The sequence below is a fragment of the Bacillus sp. TL12 genome (assembly GCF_022625245.1).
Taxonomy (GTDB): domain Bacteria; phylum Bacillota; class Bacilli; order Bacillales; family Bacillaceae_G; genus Bacillus_A.
In genome coordinates, this window is the sequence record NZ_JAJJBY010000007.1 from 91150 (window position 1) to 117274 (window position 26125).

General features: G+C 33.2%; 25 protein-coding genes and 3 pseudogenes. 7 read left to right on the plus strand and 21 right to left on the minus strand.

Annotated features, from left to right (window positions below; translation table 11 throughout):
• The first annotated feature begins 135 nt into the window (after positions 1–135).
• Positions 136–360, plus strand: coding sequence for a hypothetical protein (locus LOK41_RS09025; protein WP_241816169.1), 225 nt, complete (start codon positions 136–138; stop codon positions 358–360).
• A 48-nt stretch (positions 361–408) separates the two neighbouring features.
• On the opposite strand, the gene LOK41_RS09030 is transcribed toward LOK41_RS09025, so the two are convergent.
• The 6 genes from LOK41_RS09030 to LOK41_RS09055 all read right to left on the minus strand — a co-directional run bounded on the left by LOK41_RS09030 (position 409) and on the right by LOK41_RS09055 (position 6006).
• Positions 409–2031, minus strand: coding sequence for a peptide ABC transporter substrate-binding protein (locus LOK41_RS09030; RefSeq protein WP_241816170.1), 1623 nt, complete (start codon positions 2029–2031; stop codon positions 409–411).
• Between the two features lie 41 nt (positions 2032–2072).
• Positions 2073–3074: a C40 family peptidase gene (locus LOK41_RS09035; RefSeq protein ID WP_241816171.1), complete on the minus strand. Its 1002-nt coding sequence runs from the start codon at positions 3072–3074 to the stop codon at positions 2073–2075.
• A gap of 70 nt (positions 3075–3144) precedes the next feature.
• Positions 3145–4194, minus strand: a complete 1050-nt coding sequence (locus LOK41_RS09040) for a dipeptide epimerase (protein WP_241816172.1) — start codon at positions 4192–4194, stop codon at positions 3145–3147.
• Positions 4195–4263: 69 nt separating this feature from the next.
• Positions 4264–4590, minus strand: a complete 327-nt coding sequence (locus LOK41_RS09045) for a DUF3870 domain-containing protein (RefSeq protein ID WP_241816173.1) — start codon at positions 4588–4590, stop codon at positions 4264–4266.
• Between the two features lie 129 nt (positions 4591–4719).
• On the minus strand, positions 4720–5472 hold the full coding sequence (locus LOK41_RS09050) for a serine hydrolase (protein WP_241816174.1): 753 nt from the start codon (positions 5470–5472) through the stop codon (positions 4720–4722).
• A gap of 177 nt (positions 5473–5649) precedes the next feature.
• Positions 5650–6006, minus strand: a complete 357-nt coding sequence (locus LOK41_RS09055) for an FtsB family cell division protein (protein WP_241816175.1) — start codon at positions 6004–6006, stop codon at positions 5650–5652.
• A 283-nt stretch (positions 6007–6289) separates the two neighbouring features.
• On the opposite strand from LOK41_RS09055, the gene LOK41_RS09060 reads away from it, so the two are divergent.
• Positions 6290–7216 (plus strand): aldo/keto reductase, encoded by a 927-nt coding sequence (locus tag LOK41_RS09060; protein ID WP_241816176.1) that lies wholly within the window; start codon positions 6290–6292, stop codon positions 7214–7216.
• 89 nt (positions 7217–7305) lie between these two features.
• Here the strand turns inward: LOK41_RS09060 and LOK41_RS09065 are convergent, their stop codons facing one another.
• The 4 genes and pseudogenes from LOK41_RS09065 to LOK41_RS09080 all read right to left on the minus strand — a co-directional run bounded on the left by LOK41_RS09065 (position 7306) and on the right by LOK41_RS09080 (position 11095).
• Positions 7306–7779: an ankyrin repeat domain-containing protein gene (locus tag LOK41_RS09065; protein ID WP_241816177.1), complete on the minus strand. Its 474-nt coding sequence runs from the start codon at positions 7777–7779 to the stop codon at positions 7306–7308.
• Positions 7780–8226: 447 nt separating this feature from the next.
• Positions 8227–8457, minus strand: coding sequence for a hypothetical protein (locus LOK41_RS09070; protein ID WP_033676126.1), 231 nt, complete (start codon positions 8455–8457; stop codon positions 8227–8229).
• 235 nt (positions 8458–8692) lie between these two features.
• Positions 8693–10496, minus strand: a pseudogene (locus tag LOK41_RS09075) (Xaa-Pro dipeptidyl-peptidase).
• 104 nt (positions 10497–10600) lie between these two features.
• Positions 10601–11095, minus strand: a complete 495-nt coding sequence (locus tag LOK41_RS09080) for a transglycosylase SLT domain-containing protein (RefSeq protein ID WP_241816178.1) — start codon at positions 11093–11095, stop codon at positions 10601–10603.
• 590 nt (positions 11096–11685) lie between these two features.
• On the opposite strand from LOK41_RS09080, the gene LOK41_RS09085 reads away from it, so the two are divergent.
• Entirely contained in the window at positions 11686–11955 is a 270-nt protein-coding gene (locus LOK41_RS09085; protein ID WP_241816179.1) for a DUF1292 domain-containing protein, read from the plus strand.
• 445 nt (positions 11956–12400) lie between these two features.
• A complete protein-coding gene (locus tag LOK41_RS09090; RefSeq protein ID WP_241816180.1) occupies positions 12401–12727 on the plus strand; it encodes a hypothetical protein in 327 nt (108 codons plus the stop codon).
• 172 nt (positions 12728–12899) lie between these two features.
• On the opposite strand, the gene LOK41_RS09095 is transcribed toward LOK41_RS09090, so the two are convergent.
• Both LOK41_RS09095 and LOK41_RS09100 read right to left on the minus strand, forming a co-directional pair.
• Positions 12900–14297: a sensor histidine kinase gene (locus tag LOK41_RS09095; protein ID WP_241816181.1), complete on the minus strand. Its 1398-nt coding sequence runs from the start codon at positions 14295–14297 to the stop codon at positions 12900–12902.
• Positions 14290–14937: a response regulator transcription factor gene (locus LOK41_RS09100; RefSeq protein ID WP_241816182.1), complete on the minus strand. Its 648-nt coding sequence runs from the start codon at positions 14935–14937 to the stop codon at positions 14290–14292. Before LOK41_RS09100 ends, LOK41_RS09095 begins: the two co-directional genes overlap by 8 nt.
• Before the next feature lie 157 nt (positions 14938–15094).
• Here LOK41_RS09100 and LOK41_RS09105 point away from each other — a divergent pair, with 157 nt between their 5' ends.
• Positions 15095–15511 carry a hypothetical protein gene (locus LOK41_RS09105; RefSeq protein WP_174099973.1) on the plus strand — a complete coding sequence of 139 codons (417 nt, stop codon included), beginning with the start codon at positions 15095–15097 and terminating at the stop codon, positions 15509–15511.
• A 50-nt stretch (positions 15512–15561) separates the two neighbouring features.
• Here LOK41_RS09105 and LOK41_RS09110 read toward each other — a convergent pair.
• From LOK41_RS09110 to LOK41_RS09130, 5 genes and pseudogenes are all read right to left on the minus strand, one after another.
• A pseudogene (locus LOK41_RS09110) lies at positions 15562–16014 on the minus strand (GNAT family N-acetyltransferase).
• 69 nt (positions 16015–16083) lie between these two features.
• Positions 16084–16785: a 5'-methylthioadenosine/adenosylhomocysteine nucleosidase gene (locus LOK41_RS09115; RefSeq protein WP_241816183.1), complete on the minus strand. Its 702-nt coding sequence runs from the start codon at positions 16783–16785 to the stop codon at positions 16084–16086.
• Positions 16786–16824: 39 nt separating this feature from the next.
• Positions 16825–17577, minus strand: a complete 753-nt coding sequence (locus LOK41_RS09120) for a WecB/TagA/CpsF family glycosyltransferase (protein ID WP_241816184.1) — start codon at positions 17575–17577, stop codon at positions 16825–16827.
• A 44-nt stretch (positions 17578–17621) separates the two neighbouring features.
• Positions 17622–19262, minus strand: coding sequence for a M3 family metallopeptidase (locus LOK41_RS09125; protein WP_241816185.1), 1641 nt, complete (start codon positions 19260–19262; stop codon positions 17622–17624).
• A gap of 135 nt (positions 19263–19397) precedes the next feature.
• Positions 19398–20678, minus strand: a complete 1281-nt coding sequence (locus tag LOK41_RS09130; RefSeq protein WP_241816186.1) for an APC family permease — start codon at positions 20676–20678, stop codon at positions 19398–19400.
• Positions 20679–20820: 142 nt separating this feature from the next.
• Between LOK41_RS09130 and LOK41_RS09135 the strand changes: the two genes are divergently transcribed.
• The gene (locus tag LOK41_RS09135) at positions 20821–21255 is read left to right on the plus strand and encodes an Lrp/AsnC family transcriptional regulator (protein WP_241816187.1); all 435 of its coding nucleotides are present in this window, start codon (positions 20821–20823) and stop codon (positions 21253–21255) included.
• Positions 21256–21328: 73 nt separating this feature from the next.
• Here the strand turns inward: LOK41_RS09135 and LOK41_RS09140 are convergent, their stop codons facing one another.
• The 4 genes and pseudogenes from LOK41_RS09140 to LOK41_RS09150 form a co-directional block, all read right to left on the minus strand.
• Entirely contained in the window at positions 21329–22165 is an 837-nt protein-coding gene (locus LOK41_RS09140) for an endonuclease I family protein (protein WP_241816188.1), read from the minus strand.
• An 87-nt stretch (positions 22166–22252) separates the two neighbouring features.
• Positions 22253–23674 (minus strand): zinc dependent phospholipase C family protein, encoded by a 1422-nt coding sequence (locus LOK41_RS09145; protein ID WP_241816189.1) that lies wholly within the window; start codon positions 23672–23674, stop codon positions 22253–22255.
• Positions 23675–23942: 268 nt separating this feature from the next.
• Positions 23943–24044: pseudogene (locus LOK41_RS29100) on the minus strand (helix-turn-helix domain-containing protein); the annotation flags it as partial.
• Between the two features lie 39 nt (positions 24045–24083).
• Positions 24084–25352 carry a helix-turn-helix domain-containing protein gene (locus tag LOK41_RS09150; protein ID WP_241816190.1) on the minus strand — a complete coding sequence of 423 codons (1269 nt, stop codon included), beginning with the start codon at positions 25350–25352 and terminating at the stop codon, positions 24084–24086.
• Positions 25353–25839: 487 nt separating this feature from the next.
• Here LOK41_RS09150 and LOK41_RS09155 point away from each other — a divergent pair, with 487 nt between their 5' ends.
• Entirely contained in the window at positions 25840–26043 is a 204-nt protein-coding gene (locus tag LOK41_RS09155; protein ID WP_241816191.1) for a hypothetical protein, read from the plus strand.
• Positions 26044–26125 lie beyond the last annotated feature (82 nt).

Consider the following 26125-nt stretch of genomic DNA (forward strand, 5'->3'; position numbering starts at 1 on the left):
TTTAACAAGGGGCATTCTATATAAATAATACCGTTTAAACATTACTTATAGATTAAAAGATAATGAAACAGACACCAGGATAAGCAACATTTAGCGCTCCGCATCGTACATTACATTAAAAGGAGTGATACACATATGCCCTGGCAACAAAAAGTACAATATTTAATTGGTCGGCCCGTTGGTGTTTCTCTCGTAAACGGTCAAGGGACATCTGGAGTTTTATGCGGTGTACACGGTGGACATATTTATTTGTATGAGTACTTATATCAAGCACAATTCGCAATGAAACATTATGATTTTAGGCAAATCCAAGATATACACCCCTTCCCAAATTGCCCGCCTCAAAATCCCCTGTATTAAAAAAACAGGAACAGCTTAAAAAGCCGTTCCTGTTTTTCGTATTCCCTCTTATTTTTTCACATCCGCCCACTTCAAGCTAGTCGCTGGTCCGAATTGATGTACATATAACTCTTTCACGTGTGGTTTTTGTAAATAAGATAATCCGCGCTGGAACACCGGTGCAATTACAGCATCATCCAGAAGCATTTTTTCTGCATCTTGCATTGCTTTCCAACGTGCTTTTTCATCATTTCCTAACTCCGTCTTTATCTTCTTAATTAATGCATCATATTCTGGATTTGCATAGCCTGTGTTATTGACACCACTTTCCGAAATAAAGACTTCTAAATACGTCATTGGATCTGGATAATCAGGTACCCAACGTGATAATGACATTTCATATTCTTTCTTTTTCTCTAATGCTAGTTTTTGAGAATGTGGCTGTAGTTTTACATTCACCGTTAGTCCTGGTAAATTCTTTTCTAATTGCTCTTTAATATATTCTCCTACTTTTTTAAAGTTTTCTAAATCATAGTTAAGCATTTCTAACGTAGCTTCATTCGTTCCTGTTTCTTGCTTTGCTTTTTCCCAATATTCCTTTGCTTGTTTTACATTCGTTTTATTAAATTCTGTCGTTGTTTCCCTAAAATCTTTTTTATCTGGCCCTTTCAAAAAGCCATTTGGAATGTAATAGTTGGCAGGTACTGATCCATCATTTAAAAATGAAGTCGCTAATCCTTTCTTATCAAAAACCATACTTAGCGCAAGGCGAGCATTTTTATTTTTTAAAATCGGCACGTTTTCATTAAAACGGAAGAAATACATGACAGGATCTGTATATTGCTTCAACTCTTTATCATTTTTATATTTATCAACAAATTCTGTTGAAATAACAGCACGATCGATTTTATCTGTTTGATATAGATTTACTACCGTCGAAATCTCTTTTACAATTTGATAATTCACTTCATCTAACTTCACTTCTTTTTTATCCCAATATTGATTGTTTTTCTTCATCGTAAAACTTGCTTCGTACTTCCATTCTGATAATGTAAATGGACCATTATATATGGTTGTATTTGCTTCTAAACCATATTTATCTCCTTGCCCCTTTGCATACTTTGGATTAATTGGATAAAAAGATGGTAAACAAAGCAGTTTTGTAAAGTATGGCACAGGATGCTCTAACTCTACAGTAAAAGTTTTTTCATCTTGCGCTTTTACTCCTAATTCGTCCAGCCCCATCTGCTTCTTGTTTATTTTTTCCGCATTTTTCACGTCATACATAATATATGCATATTCAGACCCTGTTTCTGGATTAATAAGTTGTCTCCAAGCAAATTCAAAATCGTGAGCTGTTACAGGATCACCGTTAGACCATTTCGCATCACGTAAATGAAATGTATATGTTCTCCCATCTTTACTCACCTCATACTTTTCCGCAATGCCAGGAATGACCTCATCATTTTTTGAAAGTCTAAACAACCCTTCCATTACATTATTTAATACGTTAAATGAAACAGCGTCTGTTACTTTTAAGGAATTCAATGATGGAATTTCTCCTGTTTCTGTTAACTGCAATATTTTCTTCTCTTCTTTTGGTTTTGTAGTCGTTTTTTCTTTTCCACAGCCAGCTAAAAATGAAGAAAGTAGTAACGTACTAACTAATGAAAAACGAACAACTTTGTTCATTCAAAAACCCCCTTGTATTATTGTTATATTACTCTCTCTTATTAAGGTAAATAACGGCGCGCACCTGCATATTCTTCAATGTATCCTGGCGTGTTCACAGGAATAATTTCAACCGTCTTCGCTGCGTTTGGAGAGTGGATCATTTTCCCATCGCCAATATACATACCTACGTGATGAACACTTCCTTTACCTTGGTTGTAAGCAAAGAATATTAAGTCACCTTTTTGTAAGTGTTCTTTTTCAACAACAACCCCCGCTTTTGATTGTGGACCGGAGTCACGTGGAATTGTAATACCATGAGATTTGTAAATTGTATGTGTAAAACCAGAACAGTCAAAGCCGAAACCACTTGTTCCAGCCCATATATATGGCAATCCTAAAAACAATTCTCCAGTATTCACTAAATCATCGCCTGTTGGAAGGGGAATATCATTTTGCGATTTATATACTTTTCCGTCATTTTTCCGTAACCATGCTTTTTGTCCGTTTGGTAACAATACTCGATACGATATATGATCTTCACCTATTAATGGTAAACGTGTGTTATAACTAACCTCTAAAGACTTATATTTATCAGATGGATTAATGTATAAAATAGCTGTCGGCTTTGTAATAAGAACAAATGGTTGTTCCTTTTTCTCTGCAAATTCTTGATTATAGGTTAGTTGTTTTATTGGGACCCATCCTGGATAACCACCCTCATTTCTTGGCGTTGGCTGACCATGAACTACTACTTTTGCCCACTCACCTTGCCGATCAATGATTGTTACTTCCTGCCCTAACAAAGCTTGTGTTTCTAATTTATTAGTACTTGTTAGCCAAAGTTTTTCATCGAGAGTCATCGACTTCGTCCATTTCCATAAATCAACAGGATTCGTCGCACTTGGCTCATCAATTGGACGAAGCAAATTGGGTCCAGTCCATAACGTTGCAGCTGCTACATCGACATATGCTTCATTACTTTTTACTTCTTCAGCATTTACAACAGAAAAAGATGAAAATACTAACAAACTACTAAAAAGCCCAGTAATAAGTTTCCTCATAAGCACATCCCCTTTATTCATAATTTTCCTGCTCAAACAGGTTATAGCTTGTAAGCTAACAACTAAAGCTTTATTTTATATTCACTGCATGATGCAGGTTTACCTTTGGTCCGTTATATGTGATTCCGCCTGGCTCTTCCATTAACCATAAAGGAGCATCCAGATCAAAGTAATGAATGTTTGGATGAGCTGCAGCTACATGTGCAATTGCTGCCACCGAAAGAGATGATTCCATCATGCTACCAACCATACATTTCACGCCAGCAGCCCCAGCAATATCAGCAATCTTCCACGCTTCTCGTATCCCGCCGCATTTCATTAATTTAATATTTAATAGATCAGCGTACTGTCCTTGAACAAGTTTTAAAGCATCCTGCGCCAAAAAAACACTTTCATCAGCCATAATTGGTGTTTGCACATGATCTTTTACATATTTCATTCCTTCCCAATCTTTCGCGTGAACGGGTTGCTCTACGAATTCTATATTTAAATTTCTATTTTCCATTTCTCGAATAATCGATACAGCTTCTTTGGGGCTCCATCCTTGATTTGCATCTAATCGTAAAGTTACATCCTTCGGCACAACATTTCTAATCGCTTCAATGCGTTCTAAATCCAATTCTGCTGATTTACCAACTTTAATTTTTAATGTGTTAAATCCTTTTTCCACATGACTTTTTGCTTCTTTCGCCATTAATATAGGTTCATCAACACTTACTGTAATATCCGTTTGAATCTCTTTCTGTCCACCTAGTAACGCATATAGTGGGATACTATGAAACTGGCAATATATATCATATAAAGCCATATCAACTGCTGCCTTTGCGCTCGTATTTCCTACACAGCTCATTTGAATCTGTAACAACAATGTTTGAAATTGCTGCAATTCTTTCCCAATTAATACAGAACGGATCGACCCTAAAATAGCTTCTTCCATTCCACTCGCAAAATCTCCTGTAATAACTGGTGTCGCAGTTCCAGCGCCTTTTCCTATAATCCCTTCATCTGTATGAATAAAAACATCGATACTTTCAATTTCGGTTACAGTGCGCAACGCTGTTTTAAACGGTGTATGGAGTTTGATATAACGGCGTTTTACTATTAGATCTATGATTTTCATTTCATTCATCCCTTTCTGTCCAATAAAAAAATCCAGCCATAAGAAACGAATCTTATGGCTGGATTTTGTCTATGAATGTGTAGACAAAGCAGCAATTTGATTATATTTTTTTTGTGCATCTTTTAAAGCTACAAGCAATGCTTTTTGAGACGATCCGAAATACCGAGTTCTAATCTCTTCTACTAATTGTGGGTCATTTATATTTCTATGTAGAAATAAATGTTTTACAAACTGACTCGTCAATGAAATGGTTGCTGAACAATCCGCATCTACAATCTTTCCTGTATCTTTTTCAACAACAAATGCAACGAAATAACTCTTAAATTTTTCTGTAATCGGATTGTTTTGAGGTGCTTTTGCGTCCCCTACGATATAAACCGTATTAGAAGCGTACACATAAATCTTCCTTTCTTATACGAGGATAACGGTTTTCTTCACAGTCGAATGAGCTGACAACTCATCGTTAATCAAGAAATGTATCCGCTTACTAAATATTATATATATTTGACAGAATTTTAACAATATTTATTTTAGTAAATACTGGACAATTAGGCTTCCAATCTCTGAAAATATATAATTTGTATGATTTACACATTCAACATTTGAGCTTAAGACGGCTACATATACCGTTTGGTTATTTATGTTCATCCTTGCAGCATCATGTGTAACAGTTTGCAGTTCTCCCGTTTTGTTCGCTGTTAAAAGTCCTTTCAGCCCATCTAACTTCCCACATAATTTATAAGTAAATTGTTGATTTTGAAGCGGGTTATAAAATTGTTCTTCATTCTCATAACGCTTTAGTAGAGACACAATATCTTCAGCTGTTGTAAAATTATCCTTTCCCGGTTCTTTAGGTGGTTGCATCATATATCGTTGTAGTTTCGTTCCATTTAACTGCAGTGAATCAATATGTTCTTGAATACGATTCATTTTCAACTTATTTATAAGCCAATTTGTCGCAGTGTTATCAGAAACTGTAATCATCAATGTAATAAGATCTTGTATCGTTACATTTGGTGTATGTAATGAAGCAACAATACCGCTTCCGCCAGTCTTTTCAAGAGATGAAACAGGAATTACTTCATATAGATTTAAAATTCCACCCTTCATCGTTTCTATCACACACGAAAGAATAGGTAACTTAATAAGACTAGCTGATGGATGTACAAATTGTTCATTGTACCGATACGCAATTTCCCCTTGTATTATGACGCTTATTTCTCCGTTTATCCTTTCAATCCGTTTCTCTAATTCATATATAAAGTCCGCTTTTTTCATATAACCTCTCCTTTTGGAAAATTATATCACCTACAAATATTCAATTATGACACACTCCCTCTTAAAAGCAGTCAAAAAAACAGTACCTCCAATTGTTAGGTTGTGTCTAACAATTGGAGGTACTGCTCAATTTGCTAACTATTTTTAACAGACATTTTCCTTTTCAACACTGCTTATTTACTTAGGCAGTACAAATATAGTTTCATTCGGCTTAGAGAATTGATACTCCTTTCTTGCATACTTTAAAATTTCTTCTTCATTATCTGTCAAATTATTAACTTCGCTTTTTAAATAACGTGAATCTTTTTCTAAAGAAATTAATTGCTTTTGCTGATTTTTAATCGTATCTCGCTTTTCTACAATTATTTCTTGTTGCTTATTAAGAATATATTGGACATAAAAAGTGGCGGAAAAAATAAAAATAAAAACGAAAATAAACCGGCGTAATTTTTTCTTATTTATAACTTGATATTCATTAGACTGGATTTGCTGTTGTGGCGTATTAGGAACATTTACTTTCTTGAGTTTCCTCATTTTTTAAATCCCCCTAACTCATTTTATTTCACTACCACAGACATACTTTCTTACTACCCTAAATTCTCTTCTCGTAAAATAAGCTCCTCCATAAAAAAATCTCATAAATTAACCAATTAGAGATAGCTTTCGACGACATCTCTATATTTCAGATGAAAATTTTATTTTTTGTGCTATAAATTAGTGTTTTATGTTTTTAAGCTAAGCAAAAAGGTCTCACAGACACATTCGCTTTTTCACTGAATAATTTATTAGGGATTCCTTTTATTAAGGAGGTAAACAAATGAAATACCGTGCATTAGGAAAAACCGGTTTAACTGTTTCTGAAATTGGATTTGGAGCATGGGCAATTGGCGGTGATGAATGGGGTCCTGTAAATGACAAACATTCTATCTCTGCCATGAAAAAAGCAGTTGAATACGGAGTGAATTTTATTGATACCGCTGATGTATATGGTTTAGGGCATAGCGAAAAATTAGTGGCACAAGCAATAAAAGAACATCGAAATGATATCGTTCTTTCCACAAAGGGAGGGTTAATTGGTCATCACTATGATCCTAATAGAGAACCTGTCTACGATACAGCAGAAAAGGTAATTGCAGTATTTGAAACGAGTTTACTCCGCCTTCAAACAGATTACATTGATGTTTATTTTTGTCATATTTGGTGGGATAAAAAAGAAGAAACCGAAGCCTTCCTTCGCGCATTTGAAATTTTAAAACGAGATGGAAAAGTAAGAGCAGTTGGTGTTTCTACGCATGACTTACAATATATTAAAAACTTTAATAAAGACGGGAAAATTGATGTTGTACAACTTGACTACAGCATACTAAACCGAGAACCTGAAGATGCTATTTTACCTTACTTACAAGAGAAAAACTTAGGAGCCGTTATTCGGGGGCCATTAAAAATGGGGATATTGACTGGAAAGTTTACAGAACAAACAACATTTCCTGATGGTGATTTACGACAAGATTGGCCAAAAGAAACATGGTTTCAAGATGATTTACGAAAGGTTGAGAAATTGAGATCACTTTCAAACTCTAAACGAACTTTAGGGCAACTGGCCCTTCGTTATGTATTATCGCATCCTGCTGTATCTGTTGCTATTCCCGGAGCAAAAACAGCTAATCAAGCAGCCGAAAATGCAGCTGCTTCTATACGCCCGCTTCTATTAGAAGCAGAATTGGCATATATACAAGACTTCTAAAAAAAGATTGGTAGCAATGCAATGCTACCAATCTTTTTTGTTACTCTATTATTCTCATATTATATATGTATTTTTTATTTCGATTTTCTTTATACAAGGTGTAGTAGATGCTGATGTCCTTTCTCTAATGCGATATCATATGCTGTTTTACCATCATCTTTCTTAATACTTTTATCCGCTCCATTTTCAATAAGTAATGCTACTATTTTTTCATCGCCTAATAAAGTCGCTTCATGAAGTCCTGTCCAACCACCACTTTGTACAGCATTAACATCTGCCCCTTGCTCGATTAAAAATGTAGCTAGTTCAATTTTTTTGTTTGCAATCGCTGCTTGAAGAGGTGTATTTTCATTTTGATTCTTCGCTTTCACATGTAAATGGGCACCCTTTTTCAGAAGGAAATTTGCAATTTCTCTATAACCAAAATAAGCTGCTAAATGAAGAGGTGTCCAGCCATCCTCACTATAAGAATGCACAAGATCTTGATCCTCATTTATTAATCCCACTACCTTCTCCTCTTCTCCATTCATTACTGCATTTGTAATTGCTACAATTGAATCCATTGTTATCCCCCTTTTACATAGACTCATTTTATTTTCTGGCTATAAAATAATTCTATTAAACATGGGAAATTCCTTTTCAATCTATTTCAATTTACATAATAATATTATAAGTATTTCTTCATTTTCATTAATTATATAAAAAAATTCATAATAAAAAACAGTATATTTCAAAAATGAACTGCTTGAGATTTAAATAAAACATATTTTTATATTAAATGTATTTTTTATTTTTTAAAAATACAAAAATGCATAATATCCAAATTGATCGCCCTTCATTTTTTAAATTAAGATATTTCTTTATAAATTAGAACACAATGATTAGTTTTAATAAAAAAATGATAGTTAGACAGCGTCTATTCGGATTTTTCAAATGGAATTTAAAAATCGTTTTTATATTCTATTTGAAAAATGATTAAATTTTATATTCTTTTATAGTTACAATAACGCCTACATTAACCTATAGCAGTTTTGCTTCCTTCCCTTTCCCGTCTCTTTTAATACGTATGATTTTACTACGAGTTCTGTTAATGAATCCGTTAATGTTTTATATGATAAATTAGATAGTGCTAGTAGATCATTTGTATATAAAATTCTATGTTTTTCTAATAGTAATAATACTAATCGTTCAGATGGCTTTAATGTTTCATCACTTTCTAGTATAAAATCTACATCTTTCATAGGTATCTCCTTATTTTAAAAATTACAATTATCCATTATTAATACGAAAATATTATATAATAAATCTGTTGTTATTTCAAAATAGCATACTACCTATACTGCTGTATATCCTTTTAGTAAAAAAAGCGCTCTCCTTCTTCCCTCCTTTATAACATCCTTTTGAGAATTTTATATTAACATCCATCTCTTGTTTTCAATACAAAAAAACAAAGCCTCCGAATGTGGAGGCTTCTTTCTATTTTACAATTGGTAATGTTAATTCACTTAATTTCACCGTAAGTTTCGTTCCTGCTTTTGGACGAATCGTATAGTCATAGTCACTTGCAATTAATACGATTCCGATTTGATGGCCGGCTTGGAATACATAATCATCCGGCTGCATGTCCCATGTAAATGTGTAATCTTTCCCTGGTATAATTGGCGTTGACTGTTCTTTTCCATTCAAGTTTTGCGGATCCATCCATCCATCCTCTAGTCACAATTTCTGGTTTCGCACCGCCATAATCAACAAGTAATGCAGTTAAATTTGAAACTGGACGATCAATACTTCCCTTAAATGAAATTTTTGGTGTACCACTTATTCTCATTTCCTTTTCGAGCTTCGGCATTACATATACTAATCGATTTGGTGACTCTAATTCTGGATTTGCTATCAATTGATTCGATTTTATTTTTGCATCATCTAACAATAAAGATACTTGTTGCATCGCACCCATTCGAAGTGGTAAATCTACTGCTTTATTACTTAAAAGCATGCGTATTTTAGACGGAGCTGCCGCAGGATCTGGCCAATTTTTTAATTTTTGCCACGTTTTATTTTCTCGTTGTACATCTACCATCGGTTCGTTCATAATTCCATTTTCAATTCCGTATAACCAATAGTCAAACCATTTATTTTGTGTTTGCTGCCAGTTATTACTTGATGTTCCACCATGTCCCCCTTGATGTAACCACATTTTGCGAGGAATATTATTTTCTCCAAGAGCATCCCACCACTGTGAAAATTGTTTTGTCTTTACATTCCAATCGTTTAAACCATGTACAACAAATACACTTGCCTTTACATTTTTAGCATCCTTCACGTAGTTACGCTTATCCCAAAAATCATTATAATCTCCTGTTTTTCGGTCTTGCCCTTCAGTTAGCTCTTTTGTGATTTTTTGACAAACTTCAGGATTCTCTCTCGTTAACACTGCTTCGGCCATATTATCTGTATCTTCACCTTGATAACCACCTGGTGCAACAACCGCCCCATTTGCACGGTAATAATCATACCAGCTACTAATTGCGGCAATCGGAATAATTGTTTTTAATCCTTCAACTCCTGTTGTTGCAACCGCATTCGGTAATGTTCCATTATAAGAGACACCCGTCATACCAATATTTCCAGTAGACCAATCCGCCTGTATTTCCTTACCATCTTCTGTGAATGCTTTTGCTCTTCCATTTACCCAATCAATGACAGATTTTGTACCAAGAATTTCTTGTTCGTCACCAGTTGTTGGGCATCCATCTGATTTCCCAGTACCAATGCTTTCTCCTAAAATAACGGCATATCCACGAGGAACATAATAATTCCCATATGAGCCAAGGTTAGCTGGCCCTGCATAAGGTTTGCCTCCGATAGGATGTAATTCTTCGTCTACATTATAAACTGGTACATCCTTTATCCCTGAACGATAAGGACTCATTTCATAAATAACAGGAACTTTCACACCCGGTTCTGTTTTCGGTCGCATTACCTTTATTGATACACGATCCTTTTTCCCATCTCGGTCACTATCAATCTCAGTTTCTACAAATAAATTTTCTACAATCGCCTCATCAATTGAATAAATAGGCTTCGTCATTCCATTTTCCAACTCTATCTTTGTCGACTGTGCTAATGTTTCTGGCACTTTACCATTTAACGGTATCGAAGAAAATGTTATCGAACTTTCTTCGCTCTTTTCTGCATGTACTGTAATACTAGAGATACTTGATGTAAGTGTTAAAGAAAACATTGCTGAGAGTGCGACTACTAGCTTCTTTTTCTTCAAATTTCTTCCCCCTTTATATTTTTCTATCACTTCTTTCACTATACAACAAAATAACAGAAAATTCAGTTTATAAATAGGTGAAAACTTGAGAAATTTGTAATATTTTAACCTCTCTTATATACTTCATAAGATTTTTCTAACCCTACGTTGTATTTTGTATTGTTATCTGTCCATTCTTCTCCTAAATTTCCAGGCCATCCCGATGTATTGGCCACATATTTTAAAAGCGCTAACTCTGTTAATCCTTTGTTTACGCCACGTTTATAGGAATTTACCATATGCGAAATTGCTATTGTCGCATTCGTTTTTGCATCTTTTAAATTCTCTTCTGTTAGTTGCGCAGGTGCTAATCCACCCCGATGTAACTGAAATAATCCAAAAGATGTCCCTTTATCTCCAACAGCTTTTCGATTAAATTTTGTTTCATGATCGGCAATTGTAAGTGGAATCCATTCCGGTATACCATACTGCTTTGAAACTTCACTAATTACTAATTTATTATTTTCTATTTCTTTTTGTTTTTCATACTTCATATAAGCTGCATAACATAAAAGAGTCAACGTGCAAATTACTACTATATATTTTAATAATTGTTTCATAGATTCATCCCCTATATTGTATATGTTTAATCTTGTATACCCCTACTATAAAATGTTCATGTGACAACTATTTGACAGAATGAAATTAAAAAATAAAAGAACGATTTTTGTTAACATACTATTATTCAAAGAGGATAATATATTCAATATAGGAGCATAAATCCAAACGACGATGAACTGGTAAATATACTGGCAGTACTCATACACAGTTAAGATAATAGTTTATATATTTTTCTGTTAAGTGAAACTTGATTTTCTGCTACTTATGTGTACCGACACATGCCCATCAAGCTAATATTTTGAAATGTCCCCAAAACGAAAAATTTATTGTTTTACAGTTATTTATGAGAGTTCAACTCATTTTTTTGTTTTTGGGACAACCCATTTCTTAAGTTGATGCGCATGTGACGAGAACCTAAAATGTATTCATTCATATTCACAGATGATGTCCTTTTCGTTTGATTCTTACGCTGAAGCAGCAAGAAATTGTTGTTCTTTGCGCATTAATTTGATTTTTTATGGAAAGATATACCAGTAAGTATACGATTTGAACGTTCTATTTTTTAGAGTATAACAGGAGGAGAATGAATATGTCAGAAATTGAAGTAGGCGAAATTTTTACCCTTAGCGATGAGAGTAATGAGGAGCAGGAAGTTGAAGTGCTCGGAAAGATGAATGTCGAAGGAGCAGAATACATTGCTGTTGGCTTTGTAGAAGACATTCAGACGGAAACAGAGGAAGACATTGATATCTTCTTTTTAAAAGTAGAAGAAGATAGTGAATTCTCATACATTGAGAGTGACGAGGAATTTGAAAAAGTATCTGCCGCATTTGAGAAAATTATGGACGAGCAAGAATAATATTGGTTGGACACAAGAGGGGGATGTATATCTGCCCTCTGTTTTTGTATATAGGGGATACCGCCCCATTGCCATCAAACCTAGTACCGTGAAGTATCCCCAAAACGAATTTAGTTATTTATATCATTTTTTTGTTTTTGGGAACAACCCTTTCTTCAGGTGATGGGCATGTGGTGATGCCTCATATAAAGTAATTTTTATAAAGTGAAACTTTAATCAGTGGGGGTTTTCTTCATCCCCACTGATTATCAGCCCTCACCAATCGGGCTTTTACGGGCAGTTTATCTCCCACCTAACTTCTTTGCTCCCGCCGAATTTTGAGGTGGGAGTATGACTGCCCGTTAATGCGGGATAAACTATACTATCAAATTATATAAAAGAAAACTGAGGTGCTTTTATGAAAAAGATATGTTGGATATTATGTTTTTGTTGCTTCATAACATTTTTGAATGCTAAAATTCCTGTAAGTTACGCTAAAGAAGGACAGGTATTCACATATACAGTAAATCAACAAGAATTATTAAAATTTTTAAATTCAAGTCCAAATGAATATAACAATGCAATGAAGCAAGGAATAACTCTAGCTGAGTTTGCATCTAAAAAAGGCATAGATGAGGCAAAGTTAATCCATTATTTTGCAATAGAACAAAAAAAACAATTAGATATTGCACTAAATAATGGGAAAATAGATCCTCAGATGTATCAAGATCTCTTACCTGATATCCATCATAGTATTTATAGAACTATTCATTATAATCCTAATTCTAAATAGACGTTTCCTTCTTGAAAATCAGCTGAAAAAAGGATAAAGGATAGAAGAAATTAGTAAGATTGAATAAGTACGCACTTATTCAACTAAACCGCCCTTTCATACAATAAGAAAAAACAAAAAGCTCTCACAAATGAGTCATACCTAATTTGTGAGAGCTTTTATTTTTTAACATTTAGATCTTACTAACACAAAGTAAACTCTTTTCTATATACATATAAAATTGTATTTCATTTTTTATAATGAAGACACCGTACTCAAAACCATGTCGTTCTAAAATACTCTTTACAATGGCTAACCCTAATCCAGTCCCTGATATTTCTTTATTACGTGAAGCTTCTAATACATAAAATGGTTCCCAAATTTTTTCGATATCTCCACTTACTTCAGGATTAATTCCATTTTGGATACTAAAATATATCCAATCATTTCTTTCTTCCAATACAATCTTAATATTTTGATTTTCTGTATATTTGATTGCATTTGAAATTAAATTATGAAATACCATTTTCATTTTATCAAAATCTGCATAAATACTAACATCTTCTACACGACAATCTATTTGTAAATGTATATCTTTGGCTTGGAATTCAATTTCATGTTTATCAATTACACTTTGAATAAGTGATACTACCTGAAATTCTTCTTTCTGCAGTAAGTCTCTTTCAATTTTAGAAAAACGAAGCAGTTCCTCTATTAAATTTGACATTTGATCCGTTTGTTTAATAATTGTATCTAAATATGTTCCATCATCTAGTCCATCTTGAATCCCCATTGAATATGCCTTAACTAATGCAATTGGTGTTTTTAGTTCATGAGTAATATCTCCCATAAACTGCTTCAAATGTTCATTTCTATCTGTTAAATCTTGATGAGCTTCATGTAACTTATTACTCATAATATTAATGCTACTAGCTAATTCACCAATTTCATCGTTTGTTTTTACCTGCGATTGCTTAAACTTAAGGTTAGAAATATCTTCTGCGACATCGCTTAATTCTTTTAATGGAGTTGTAATTGTTTTGGATAGCACCCAGACAAGTACAACGACAAGTAATATTGAAAATCCTAAAATATATAAATAAAATGTGTTAAGCGCCTCTATCAGTTCGTTTGAATGAGCAATCGAAACCCCTACTAAAATTAACATATCATTTTTAGCGATATATTTTGCAAAAAAGCTAGCTTTTAGCTTCTCTTGATCATATAATTTATTCGATTGCCCAGAACGCTTTACTTTCATTACCTCTTCTTTTGTAATCCAAAGCTTATTCAATGTCACCCTCTTATGAGCAAGCTGCAAACGTAATGCGTCATTCATTTCATCTTCTGTGCCTTTTATAGAAGTATAAACTATTGTTACATTGTTTTCATTCTCAATTCGATTGATCACATCTACTAGTGTTTCATCAGACGCAGATTGTATTTGAGTAGTAATTTTATTTAGACCTTCTCTTGTCTTGTATATATTATATTTCGGTAAAAAATAATTTATTAATAATAACGAAATTGTAAAAATAAGAATAATCGTTAAGGAAATACTTAGAAACAGTTTTCTACCAAGCTTATTCACGAGCATCCTCCAAACTATATCCTAAACCACGATGCGTTTTGATAATCTCTTCACCTATTTTTTTCCTCAATCGTCTAACATGTGTATCAACTGTCCGTTCATCTCCGAAATAATCAAATCCCCATACAATATCTAAAAGCTTTTTTCGTGTTAAAATTGTTCCTTTATGATTTAAAAAACATTTTATTAATTCTAACTCTGTTTTTGTAATTTCTAATTCCTTTTCATTTTTATATACTTTATTTTTCGTCAGATCTATTTTTAAATCTTGCACTTGGACGATATTCTCTTGATGTAACAGCTTTTTTGCTCTTGTCAGTAATATACCTGGATGAAATGGCTTTTTGACATATTCGTCCGCTCCGCTTTGCAAGGCCGCAAGTTCATCTTCATTTTCACTTTTAGCAGTAAGCATCAATACTTTCACGCTCGAGTTCTTTTTGATTTCCTGACATACAGAGATTCCATTCCTTTTTGGCATCATCCAGTCTAAAATAGCCAAATCAATTTTTTCTTCATAAAATATTTCAAGTGCTTCTTCCCCATCCTTTGCTAGGAGAACTTGGAATCCTTCTTTCTCGAAATAAGCTTTTAAAATTTTCAGCATATCTTGCTCATCATCTGCGATTAATACTTTCATGTGTTTCTTCCTCCATTAACTATCTGTAAACCTTATCATACCAAAGTAAAATGAGAAATTCATATTTATGGCGCTATCATACAATTTCTTTGTTACACGAATGTGACAAAAAATATTTATAGGATTTGAGGGCATAGTAAATATGAGGTGTTGTAGCATGTTTAAAAAAATAGGATTCATTTTTCTGTTTTCATTTTTATTATCAGCAAATGTTTTCGCAGAAACAAATAAACAAATTGAAGTTTTTGACTGTCAAAAAGAGATGGTCGTGCAAAAACAATCCCTAGACATAGAAATTCAAAAAGAGGCAATACAACTTGCAAAATCCATTACTGGAGCATTTAAAAACCTGAACGTTGTCCCTAAAACTGGCCATATGATAAAAATCCCTTTATCTAAACCGGTTACCATTACAAATCAATGGATTCATACAACGATAGATGAAGTTCTTGTACTCCTTCCGCTTAACGAAAAACCTTATATCATGATTTATGATGATGAAAATAATCCGCATTTTTATTATGTACAAGGTCATCCTGAACATTTATTGAAGCATTTAAAAGTAAAATTATAATTATTTATAAAAAAGATTCCATAAGATTGTGCCGTATGGAATCTTTTTCTTTATAATCTTAAATAATGAGTCGACCCTTGATATCCTTCACTTTTCCTAAATTCATTTGAAATATAAAATTGACTACCTTGTTTTGTGTCTGTATACAGAACAACAATTTAAAAATGCTCTTTTGCATCAGATAAGATTTTCTTTAATAATAAATTTCCTATTCCTTTCCTTCGATATGCTTTTGAAATATAAAACCTTCTTAAGCGTCCAATTGTTTCAGTTTTCGTATACAGATCTTGATTTATTCCACAAATTCCGATAAGAACTTCACCTTGAAAAACGCCATACAAGCACTCCCCCTTCTTATTAAATGTATTTGTTTTATTTCTGTATTCATTCACTAACTTTATAAGAAAGTTAAATCCTTCTTTTTTACTTTCTTCCATAAGATGAGTGATACCAACTTGTGATAAGCTTTCAATTTGTCTCGCTTGAAAATTCCACACCTCCATCCCCTACCAATAATATGTAATACTACAAAAAGGACTTTCCATTTAAAAGAAGTCCTTTTTTCATTCCTATCACACTACTATATTACTTTTCATATTCTTAATTATTTCAATAATAACCCTCGAAGATTGATTCGCTGCAACTTTTGCAAAGCTTTCATAAGATATAGTTGCCTCAGCATCTGCAGTATCAGAAATACATCGAATGACAAGAAATGGTACATCATTTATATACGCAACATGACCAATCGCCGAACCTTCCATCTCTACACAATGCGGCGAGTATTCAGTAATTAATTTCTCTTTCAGCTGCGCATCTTCAACAAAGCATTCCCCGCTAACAATTCTTCCCTCATAAACGTTTCCTTCTAGTCCAATTGTATTACATGATTGTAATGCAAGCTCTCTCAATTCCTTATTTGCAATGAACGTTTCTTGAAATGGAAATAAATTCTTCATTTGTCCTTTATCTACATCATGATGTGTAACATTCGTAGAAATTACGAGATCTCCAACTTTCATACCTGAATACAATCCACCTGCAACGCCAGTATTAATCATACAATCTACTTCGAATTTGTTTATTAAAGTTTGTGCACATGAAGCAGCATTCACCTTTCCAACACCACAGCGAGTAAGGATAATTTCTTTATTCATAAACGTTCCTTTATAAAAAGGCATTTTGGCAATCGTAAATTCTTCTTGAATCTCTAATTTTTCTAAAAGTATGTCTATTTCAATTTGCATTGCTCCAATAATACCGATTTTTTTCATTTGTCATTTACCTCTTCTCGATTACATATAAAGTTTAAGTTACTGAACGCTTTTCCGGACCCTCTCAGCCATAACGGATACTAAAAATTTGGGAAGGATAAGCTGCCTTTTTATTCTCTTAGGCTGTGTTACTAATCTATATAACCATTCTGTACCAGTATCCCTCATTAGTTTTGGAGCTCGTTTTACCGTGCCAGATAAAATATCAATCATACCTCCAATCCCAATAGATAACGGTATGTTTAATTCTTGAAGATTTTCATAGATGAATAACTCTTGCTTAGGAGATCCTAACCCTACCAATAGTAAATGTGGTTCGAATTGTTGAATTCGAAGTTTAACTTCTTCTATCTGCTTTTCATTTACAAAGCCATGTTGTCCTTCAAAAGTAGCATGTAGAAAACGCATTTTTAAATTCCCTAACGCTTTCTCATTACTTTCAGGTGCAGCACCAAAAAGAAACACACGGTATCCCTTTTGATTACAATACTCTATTAAGTCATGGGTTAAATCTGCACCTGTCACACGCTCTTTCAATGTTCCCTTTAAAATTTTAGAACCGAGTATCACACCTATTCCATCCGCTGTTATTAAATCCGCAGATAGTAAAATATTTTTGAAACGTACAGATTCATTTGAAGTTTCTTTAGCAGACATCACAATTTCAGGATTCGCTGTAACAATAAACTTTGGTTTGTGTTCCTTTTCAGATAGCCAATTTTTTAATAAATCTATTACTCTCTTATACTCTAAGCTACAAAATGGTATACCTTTTATGTATTGTTGTTCCATTTCTTACATACACTTCCCCTACGTGTTCTCTTATAATAAATGGCTTAAACTTCCTCTTTTACAAGCTGTAAATACTCATCAGCATCCTGATTTATTTGAAGCAATGCTTTCTCCCAAAACTCATGATCAGCAAGATCGATGTAAAAATATTGTTTCACCAACTCTTCGACTGGGCGCTTTCCAGTCTCACACAAGAATTTTTTATATTTTGAATGAAACTCACCACCTTCTTGCTTTGCAATTTCTAGTAATCCTAAACTTAGTAGATAACCAAATGTATATGGATAGTTATAAAATGGAACATTCGCTGTATAAAAATGCCCATACTTCATCCAAACAAAAGGTTGGTATGCTGTTAGAGAATTTCCATAAGCTGCTTTTTGTGAGAGTATAGATAAATTCTCTAATTCATCCGCACTTAAAGGTCCCTTTTGACTTTCTTCATAAAATGTTTGCTCAAATTGAAATGAAGCTCGAATGGCCATTACATAATTAAAGCTATTTCTGATTTTCCAGCTAAGCAATGATTTTCTCAGCTCTCTATGTTCTGCTGTTTTCACTAAGTAATCTACAAGTACCATTTCAAAGAAAATTGATGCTGATTCAGCCATACTCATTGGAAGATAATCATCCAAAAATGCGGTAGACTGTTCATGGCTCATTACATAAAAATGCCATGCATGTCCTAATTCATGGGCTAATATTCTTATACTATCAATTGTTCCATCATACCGTAATGAAATTCGAGATTCTCCTTCACTAAAAAAAGGAGCGCAAAATCCACTAGGAGGCTTATGATCTCTTGGTTCAGCATCTACCCAACCATCTATAATGGCGCGCTGTGCAAATTGTGCTAGTTCTTCATCAATACCCTTTAAGGCATCATATATATTTTCTATTGCCATTGAAAAAGGAATTTGAATCTGATTATTCTCTTCCAATGTCATCAAATCATGCCAAGTAAATGTCTCCTTACTTCTTTGATGAAACGCTATAACACTCGATAATTTTTCAAGATTCCCTTCAATAGCATTCCACATTTCCAATAATGCATGTTTAGAAATACCGTTTGCTTGAAGGGATTGCGACAATACCTCATTTTCTTGCAGTAGGTTACTTTTTATATTGCGCAATCTACCCATTTGATTAAGCACGTTAGCAAATACTGTTTTCTCTTTTTCTAGTGCCTTAGTAAAAGAAGAAAATACCGACAATCTTTCATGATGAGTTTCAGCATTCATCGTAAGATAGTTTGCTTTTCCAAATGAAATTACTTCATTATTATTATGTATTTCTAATTTATTTCGTAATTGTATGTACATGTCTTCCCAAGCTTTTAATTCGTTTTCTATAAAGTTGATATTTTGATATTCGGAGAAGTTACTTTTTTCACAATTCGCTTCTTGTAGTAATAAACGAACTTCAGTTTTCAAATCATTTATTTTTGTATGTGGTAAAACGACTGTAGATTCATCTACTTGTTCAGTAGATAGACAGTAGAAGTAATACTCTGCCTTTTCAATTCTTTGTATAATCTTTGAGAGGATTACTGAATCTCTACCTTCTTTATATATTTCTATTAATTGTTCAATTATCTCTATTTCTGTAGAAAACGTAGGGTCTTTTGTTTCAGGATATAATCTTTCCAAATCCCACCGCGTTGGATGATTGATGATTTGATTCATTTTATAGCCTCCTGTTTTTACAGATACTTACAACCATGCATTCATTAGCTAATTATATACGAATTATTTTAATTTTAATATCTTGAAATATTCCAACTTTTATGCAAGTATTTTATTTTCCTTTTCTATTTCTTCTTATTTATATAGCGTGCATTTACTGCCTCTTCTTTTGGGTATGTATAGATACATTAAACACATCAACGCAACTACAATCGGAATGGCAATTACATCACCAATAAACGGATATACTATTACGCAACATGTAAATGCTATTACAGAAAATAACTTTCCTATTCTATTCTTTATCAGTCTGATTCCTGCTGCAGTACCTACGATATACGTAACAATTCCTAACGAATTAGGGATTAATACTAATTTATCTAGGTTAATATGAAAAATAAAACTTATGAAAATCCCTGTTACTGCGATGAATCCAACTGTCATTAAGGCATATGTCGGTGTATTCCTTTTATTATTTAAATATCCAAGATACTTAGGTGCAAATCCTTCTTTTCCTAAAGAATAACCAAGCCGACTTATACTTGCTATAAATGCATTTGTTGTACCTAAGCAAATCATGAAAGCTACTAATCCAACTAACCATGCAAATTGGTCACCTAATATATCTTTGATAACGATTACTAGAGCAGTACTATTATCAGATTCTGTAGAATATGATTTCGTACCAATTACTGAAACGGCAATGCCTACATATAAAAATCCAATAATCACAATAGCAACTCCTGTAGAAAAAATGATATTCCTTTTTCTTGGAGATTTAAATTCTGGTGCTAAACTTGAAATTGCTTCCCATCCAAAAAAAGACCAAAAAATTAATAATGACGCATGTAAAATAGGTTGTATATTATTTACTGAAACCTTCATATTCATATTCTTCATTTCAATAGTAGGTAATGAGCAAACAATGGTTATGAATAAAATAAGAAAAGTTAATACGCTTATACACACTTGAAATACTCCACTCATTTGCAATCCAAAGAAATTTGAACAAATAGCTGTACTTAATATAAGAAAAGCAATTACATATGCAAAGTAAGCAGGGAAATCGAAGACTTTAGTAATATACATCCCGCCTGTTAGAGACACGATAATTTGCCCAACACTTCCAGCAATAAAAAAACACCAACCTATTATAGCTCCAACATTTTTCCCAAAAGCTTTTTCAGAAAATGTTGCAATTCCACCTGCACTAGGATACTCAATAGATAAAAAGGCAAACGTAAACGCAAGCGGGATACTAAGCAAAATCATTATAAACCAAGAAATAATAGCATCTTCCCCCGCTATACTAGCTGTCATACCTGGTAAAATAAGAATTCCTGATCCTAAAACTGCTCCTACATATAAAGCAGTTTCCTTTCGAATAGAAATCGTTTCTTTAAAATCATTAGACATTCTATGCACCCCCATTTATATTTAAATTATAGAAAGTTATTTATCTATTTTATATTCAAAAATGAACATAGTTTTTTTCTAAACTTTATATTATGAAGGTGTTTTAGTTATTTATTTTCACTTTCGTAAAGGAGTACATATTATGGATGAAATCGATAAAAAAATAATTTTACTTTTACAAGAAGACGCCAGAATGACGATTAAAGAAATGACGGAACATTTACACCTTAGTCGTCCTAGTGTTACGGAAAGACTCAAACGATTACATGATGCAGAGATAATCGAAAAATATACAGCACGTATTTCTGCTGATGCAGTTGGCAAAGGCATTCAAGCGTTTTTAAGAATAGAAAACTTAAAAATCCCCTGTAAAAAATTCGAAGAGAAAATATACAACGAACATAGAATACTTGAATGTCACCGAGTAACGGGAGAAAGTAGCTATTACTTAAAAGTAGCTGTACAATCAATGAAAGAATTAGAATCATTAATCGATATTGTAATCCCATTTGGTACCGTGAAAACCTCTATGATACTCTCCTCACCAATCCCTTATAGACCGATTATTGTAGAATAAATATAAGAAAGGAGTGGTCATAAGGACCACTCCTTTCTACTTTAAATTTTTATAAAACCATGACTTTACTAGTTTATTTCCAAATCTCATTTACCCATTCAGGATGATCAATAAATGGATTGCGATTATGCTGATATTTAGTAAAAATAATTTCATTACGCTTTCTTTCAAATTCATCAACAGGGTCTTGTTCATTCCATTTTAGTAAGACAGATAGTTTCCCCATATATGGATCTTTATTATTATTCACTCGCTCATTAAGTTCTAAATCTACTTCACCGTTATCTCCTTCATAACGAACGGCCATGTAAAATAACATTCTAGCGATATCTCCTTTTACACTATCACGAGGTTCCCAAGAATCACTATCAAATTTACATTCTGTTGCTTCCGAATGATTCACACCGCCATTATCAAAATCCAAATTTCCACGTGAACTATTTACAGATACATCCGTCGCTCTTAAATGGTGAAGATCCGTTCCTGGTCCTGCTGCTGTCCCAAAATCACCGTGAGATTTTGCCCAAACATGCTCTCGGTTCCAATTATCTACTCCTGAACCATTTGTAAATTTCCCTTGCGAACGTCCTGTATATAAAAGAAGTACATTATTTTTATTATTTGGATCTTCGTCAGTATCTCTTAGCGCTTCCCAAACCGCGCTGTATGATATCTTTGTATGATTATCAATAATAGTATGAAGTTCCTTTTTTAATTCTGAACCGCTTTTCCCCTTCGCACTATTATAATACGTATCATCATAATTAGTTGCGATTACCCCTTGATTTACTTTTGAGGCCGAAGAAGTTCCTTCACCATATACGGTATCTGTAAATGATAGGGATGAAGAACCTAAAATAAAAAATGAAGAAATAGTAAAAATAGCAAGTTTTGTATTTCGAAACGTCATATACAGCTATCCCCTTTAAAATTTAATATAAACACGTTAAATATCTCAAAATTACATACACATTTTCTCTCTTTACGATAGAAAATCCTATTCAGCCTGTATAAATTTCCATGCTTTTGGTTTATCTGTTTTCTTTCCTAACACAACCCAGATTTTCTCTTTTCCATTTTCTTGATAATTTACTGGGTATCCATCTGTATATAGGTAATACTCAGATGAATTATTCGGATTTGGATACAATTTAAACTGCGCAGTATTTGTTTTTTGTTTTGCAAGATGTACCCAGTTTGTCAAGTTAGAGTAGTTTAGAAATACGTAATTATCATAATTTGATTGCGTCATTTTCAGCAGTACACTTTCTCCCCTATGAAGAATACCGTTATTCTCTTTATCAAATACAAACTGAACTGGCGTACCATGAACTTTATGATCGTCTACGTAATTAGATAATAGTGCATAGTCATTCCTCGCATACACTTCAAAGGTCAAACCTCTATTTGAAAACTCACTCGGCACAATGAAGTATTTTTTATTTTCTTGTATTGCTTCTCCTTTAGAATCTTTTACTACAGTATTTTCAATATCTTCAGCAGCAGTTTTGCCAACGTATGTTTTAAACCATAAATGAATAAATCCCGCTGTATTTCTTTGCGCTTTTTCTAAACTCCTCTGAACAGCTGGCATAACTTCTCTTTGCCAAAGAGCATTGTTTCCTTTATTGTATTGAGTTTTAATATTATCATTGGTAATATTCATAATTTCTGCCTTAGCAAGTTTAGCGGTTTCATGTATCCACTGTTTCGGATCATTAGAATCGACTAAATTATATGTTCCCTTGTCATCCTTCACTTCAAATTGTGTATGAATTGTCGTCACATAATTTTCAAAGGCGCTATGGAACTTTAAGGCACTCATATCGACAGCTGTAAAATTAGCGGCATGCATTGGCTGAGTCGCATCTGTAAAGTAATGCGTTGCAACGCCTAAATAATAAAAAGCTTGTTTTTGGTCACCCCTCTTAAAGTATTCACCTGCTAATTTAAAATATTTATCTCCTTGCGAGAGGGCTGTTGGCTCTTCTTCCCCTTTATAGTTCTTTCTCGTATCAGGATCGTAGAAATGAGACTTCCACCCTCCTCTAATTAGCCCGTCAATGCCGATTGTACCTGTACCGCCATCGTTAAATTCATCACGGTAATCAGCATCATAAAGACCTCTTTCAAATAACTCCTTATATTCAGGAGTATTTAAAAATTGTAATTCATTTTCTTGAACCGTCTTATCTTGACTACGACTCATAATTTGAACCGCATTTCGCGCAATCCATAAGTGTGTGCTTTCATTAGGATGATGCGGATGCTCTGCAGACCACCTCTTCACACGTTTGTGCTCTTGGTTCTCCTGTTTCATTACTTCTCCTATTCCACAAGCTTCTGCTACTGTTGGAATTACCGCAGCACTAGAAGCAATTGCTGTTACGAGAGCCAATGTACATAATTTCTTTTTCATACCATTCTCCTAAGCCTTAATTTCATCGATAACGTAAACGATTTCACTTTGAAGTAAAAATATCCTTCTACATTAAAAATGTAGTTTAATAATAACTTATATATTTCGATTTATTTATGCAATTATACATATTTGATTACTAGCTAAAAAAGAAACAGTTCACAATAAAAATTTCTATGCAACGAAACAGAAAACAGAAGATTAAAAACGAGAGTTACTCTCGTTTTTAATCTTCTGACACCTTAGCTAAGAAACCATTTCATTTCAGTATTCTACTTAAATAAGCGACAGAGCATATTCCTGATACGAGTTCTCCTTGTGTCAATCCTTTATGTATACGAATTTGGCGGATTCTTTCTCCAATTTGCATGTCTGTTCCCCTCTACCTTTAGTGAATCTAATCCAATTCTTAATTTAATGCATTTTCGGTTGCTATTTCGAAATATTTTGCAGATTGTTTATACGCTCGATTATTATAAAAGTACTTTCCTAGTTCAAGGGCAAACTCTCGAACTAAAGAGTATTGCCTTTTTTCTAGTCCCATTTCAATTGCTTTTCCCATATTTTTTTCAAAACTATCATCATTTCCCCGTAATTTAGATATTTGGGCTTTAAACCCATAGAGTTGAACATGGGCGTCTGGTACATCACAAATAGCTAGAATATCAAAAGCATCATCTATCAGTTTATTAACAGTTTGCCAGTCCTTTCGCTCCATATGAATTTCTATTAAATTCCGTAGTATATACACCTTACCAGCTGTTCGTGTGAGGTGGTCACTCAGTTCTAAACTTTTTCCATAATATGTAATCGCATTCGCATAGTCTTGCAAGCCTTGATAAATTTTCCCGTAATTATACGCAATCAAACATACATCCAAAGGATTGTTATTCGTCTTCGCTTCATTTTCTGCTTGTTTCAAAGATTCCATAGCTTGTTCTGGTAGTTTATCCCTGTTGTATTGCATCGCAAGATTGATTAGCACATGTATTTTTTCTTGTTCTTTATTAAATTTCCCATACAATTTATAGGCTTTTTTGGCATACATGCGACTAATACTTTGATCTTTATAAAGGTGCATACGTATTTGACTTATGTTGTAATATATATGAGCATGTTGCTCCGTTTCTTCAGGACCAAGCATACTTTCAATCTTCTTGTAAATTTCATATGCTGTTATATAATCTCCTTTACTATAAAAGTATCCCCCTCTAGCCATTAGATAATATATATAATCTTCCGTATCTTGTGCTTCTACTTGATTCGGAATCACATGTGAAGCTTGATCGACAAGTGGTGCTGCATATGATATGTTATTGTTTCGAGTATGATAGTATATAAGAACACCGTAAATCTTTAGTAATAAAGGTATTGAATCCGTATCACGTACATACAACTCTAACGAAGATAATTCCGTCTCACTGATACTTTTATCTTGTTTATATTTTTCACATATTTTAAGAATGCTGGATTCTATTCCCTCATTCTTCCCCTCTATTAAAAAATCCCAATCAATATTGAGCTTTTGAGAAACCTTTTTTAAAAAAGGAGTAGACGGTTTAACTTGTCCATTCTCTATTTTACTTAAGTAGGCTATAGAACATATTCCTGATACAAGTTCCCCTTGCGTCAATCCTTTATGTATACGAATTTGACGGACTCTTTCCCCGATTTGCATGTTTTCACCCCTTATTTAAATATTCCAAACAACAAAATAACTACTCAAATACTGATGTACTCTATTTTAATTGTACTGTTGTAATTCTATAATTTCTATCCACTTGTTAAAAAAATTGGTAAAAAAGCAAATTTTTTTACTATTTTTTTCGTGGAATTTTACTACTTGTTATTAACATAAACCAAGGTTTATATTTTAAGTACGATAAACTTGCTAGAAAAAATTAAAAAACAAATAGAAACAATTGTTATTTTTATCATATCCCTAGCAGCTTGCACTTATTTTTTCACACAAATATGATGAATAAATTTCATACAATAAATTGGTATTCAATTTATCACACTATCCTATTGCATATGGACAGTCTATTACCTATTCACAATAAAATTTAAAAAACGTAATAGATAAAATAACAATTGTTTTATCAACTACAGTTTATCGATTATTGAAATCAAAAATATTTATTAAATAAGAAAGAGGGATGAATATGATTTGGAGAACGAATGACAGAAAGGCACGAAAAATAGTAAGATATGCTGCAGGATTTGTTATCCTTTTAATACTAGTATCCTTTATCTATCAGTGGAATAACGGTTTAGTGATTGATACGCCTGAGAGAGTTTCTTTCGGACTAGTTCTCACTACTTTCCTTTGCAGCTTTTTACCTATTAAAAAGCAAATAAATGAATAATAAAGAAGTACTTGGGGATGGATCTCAAGTGCTTTTTTTTTTGCAAGATGACATGTTATACCATTTAAATTATCTATATTCT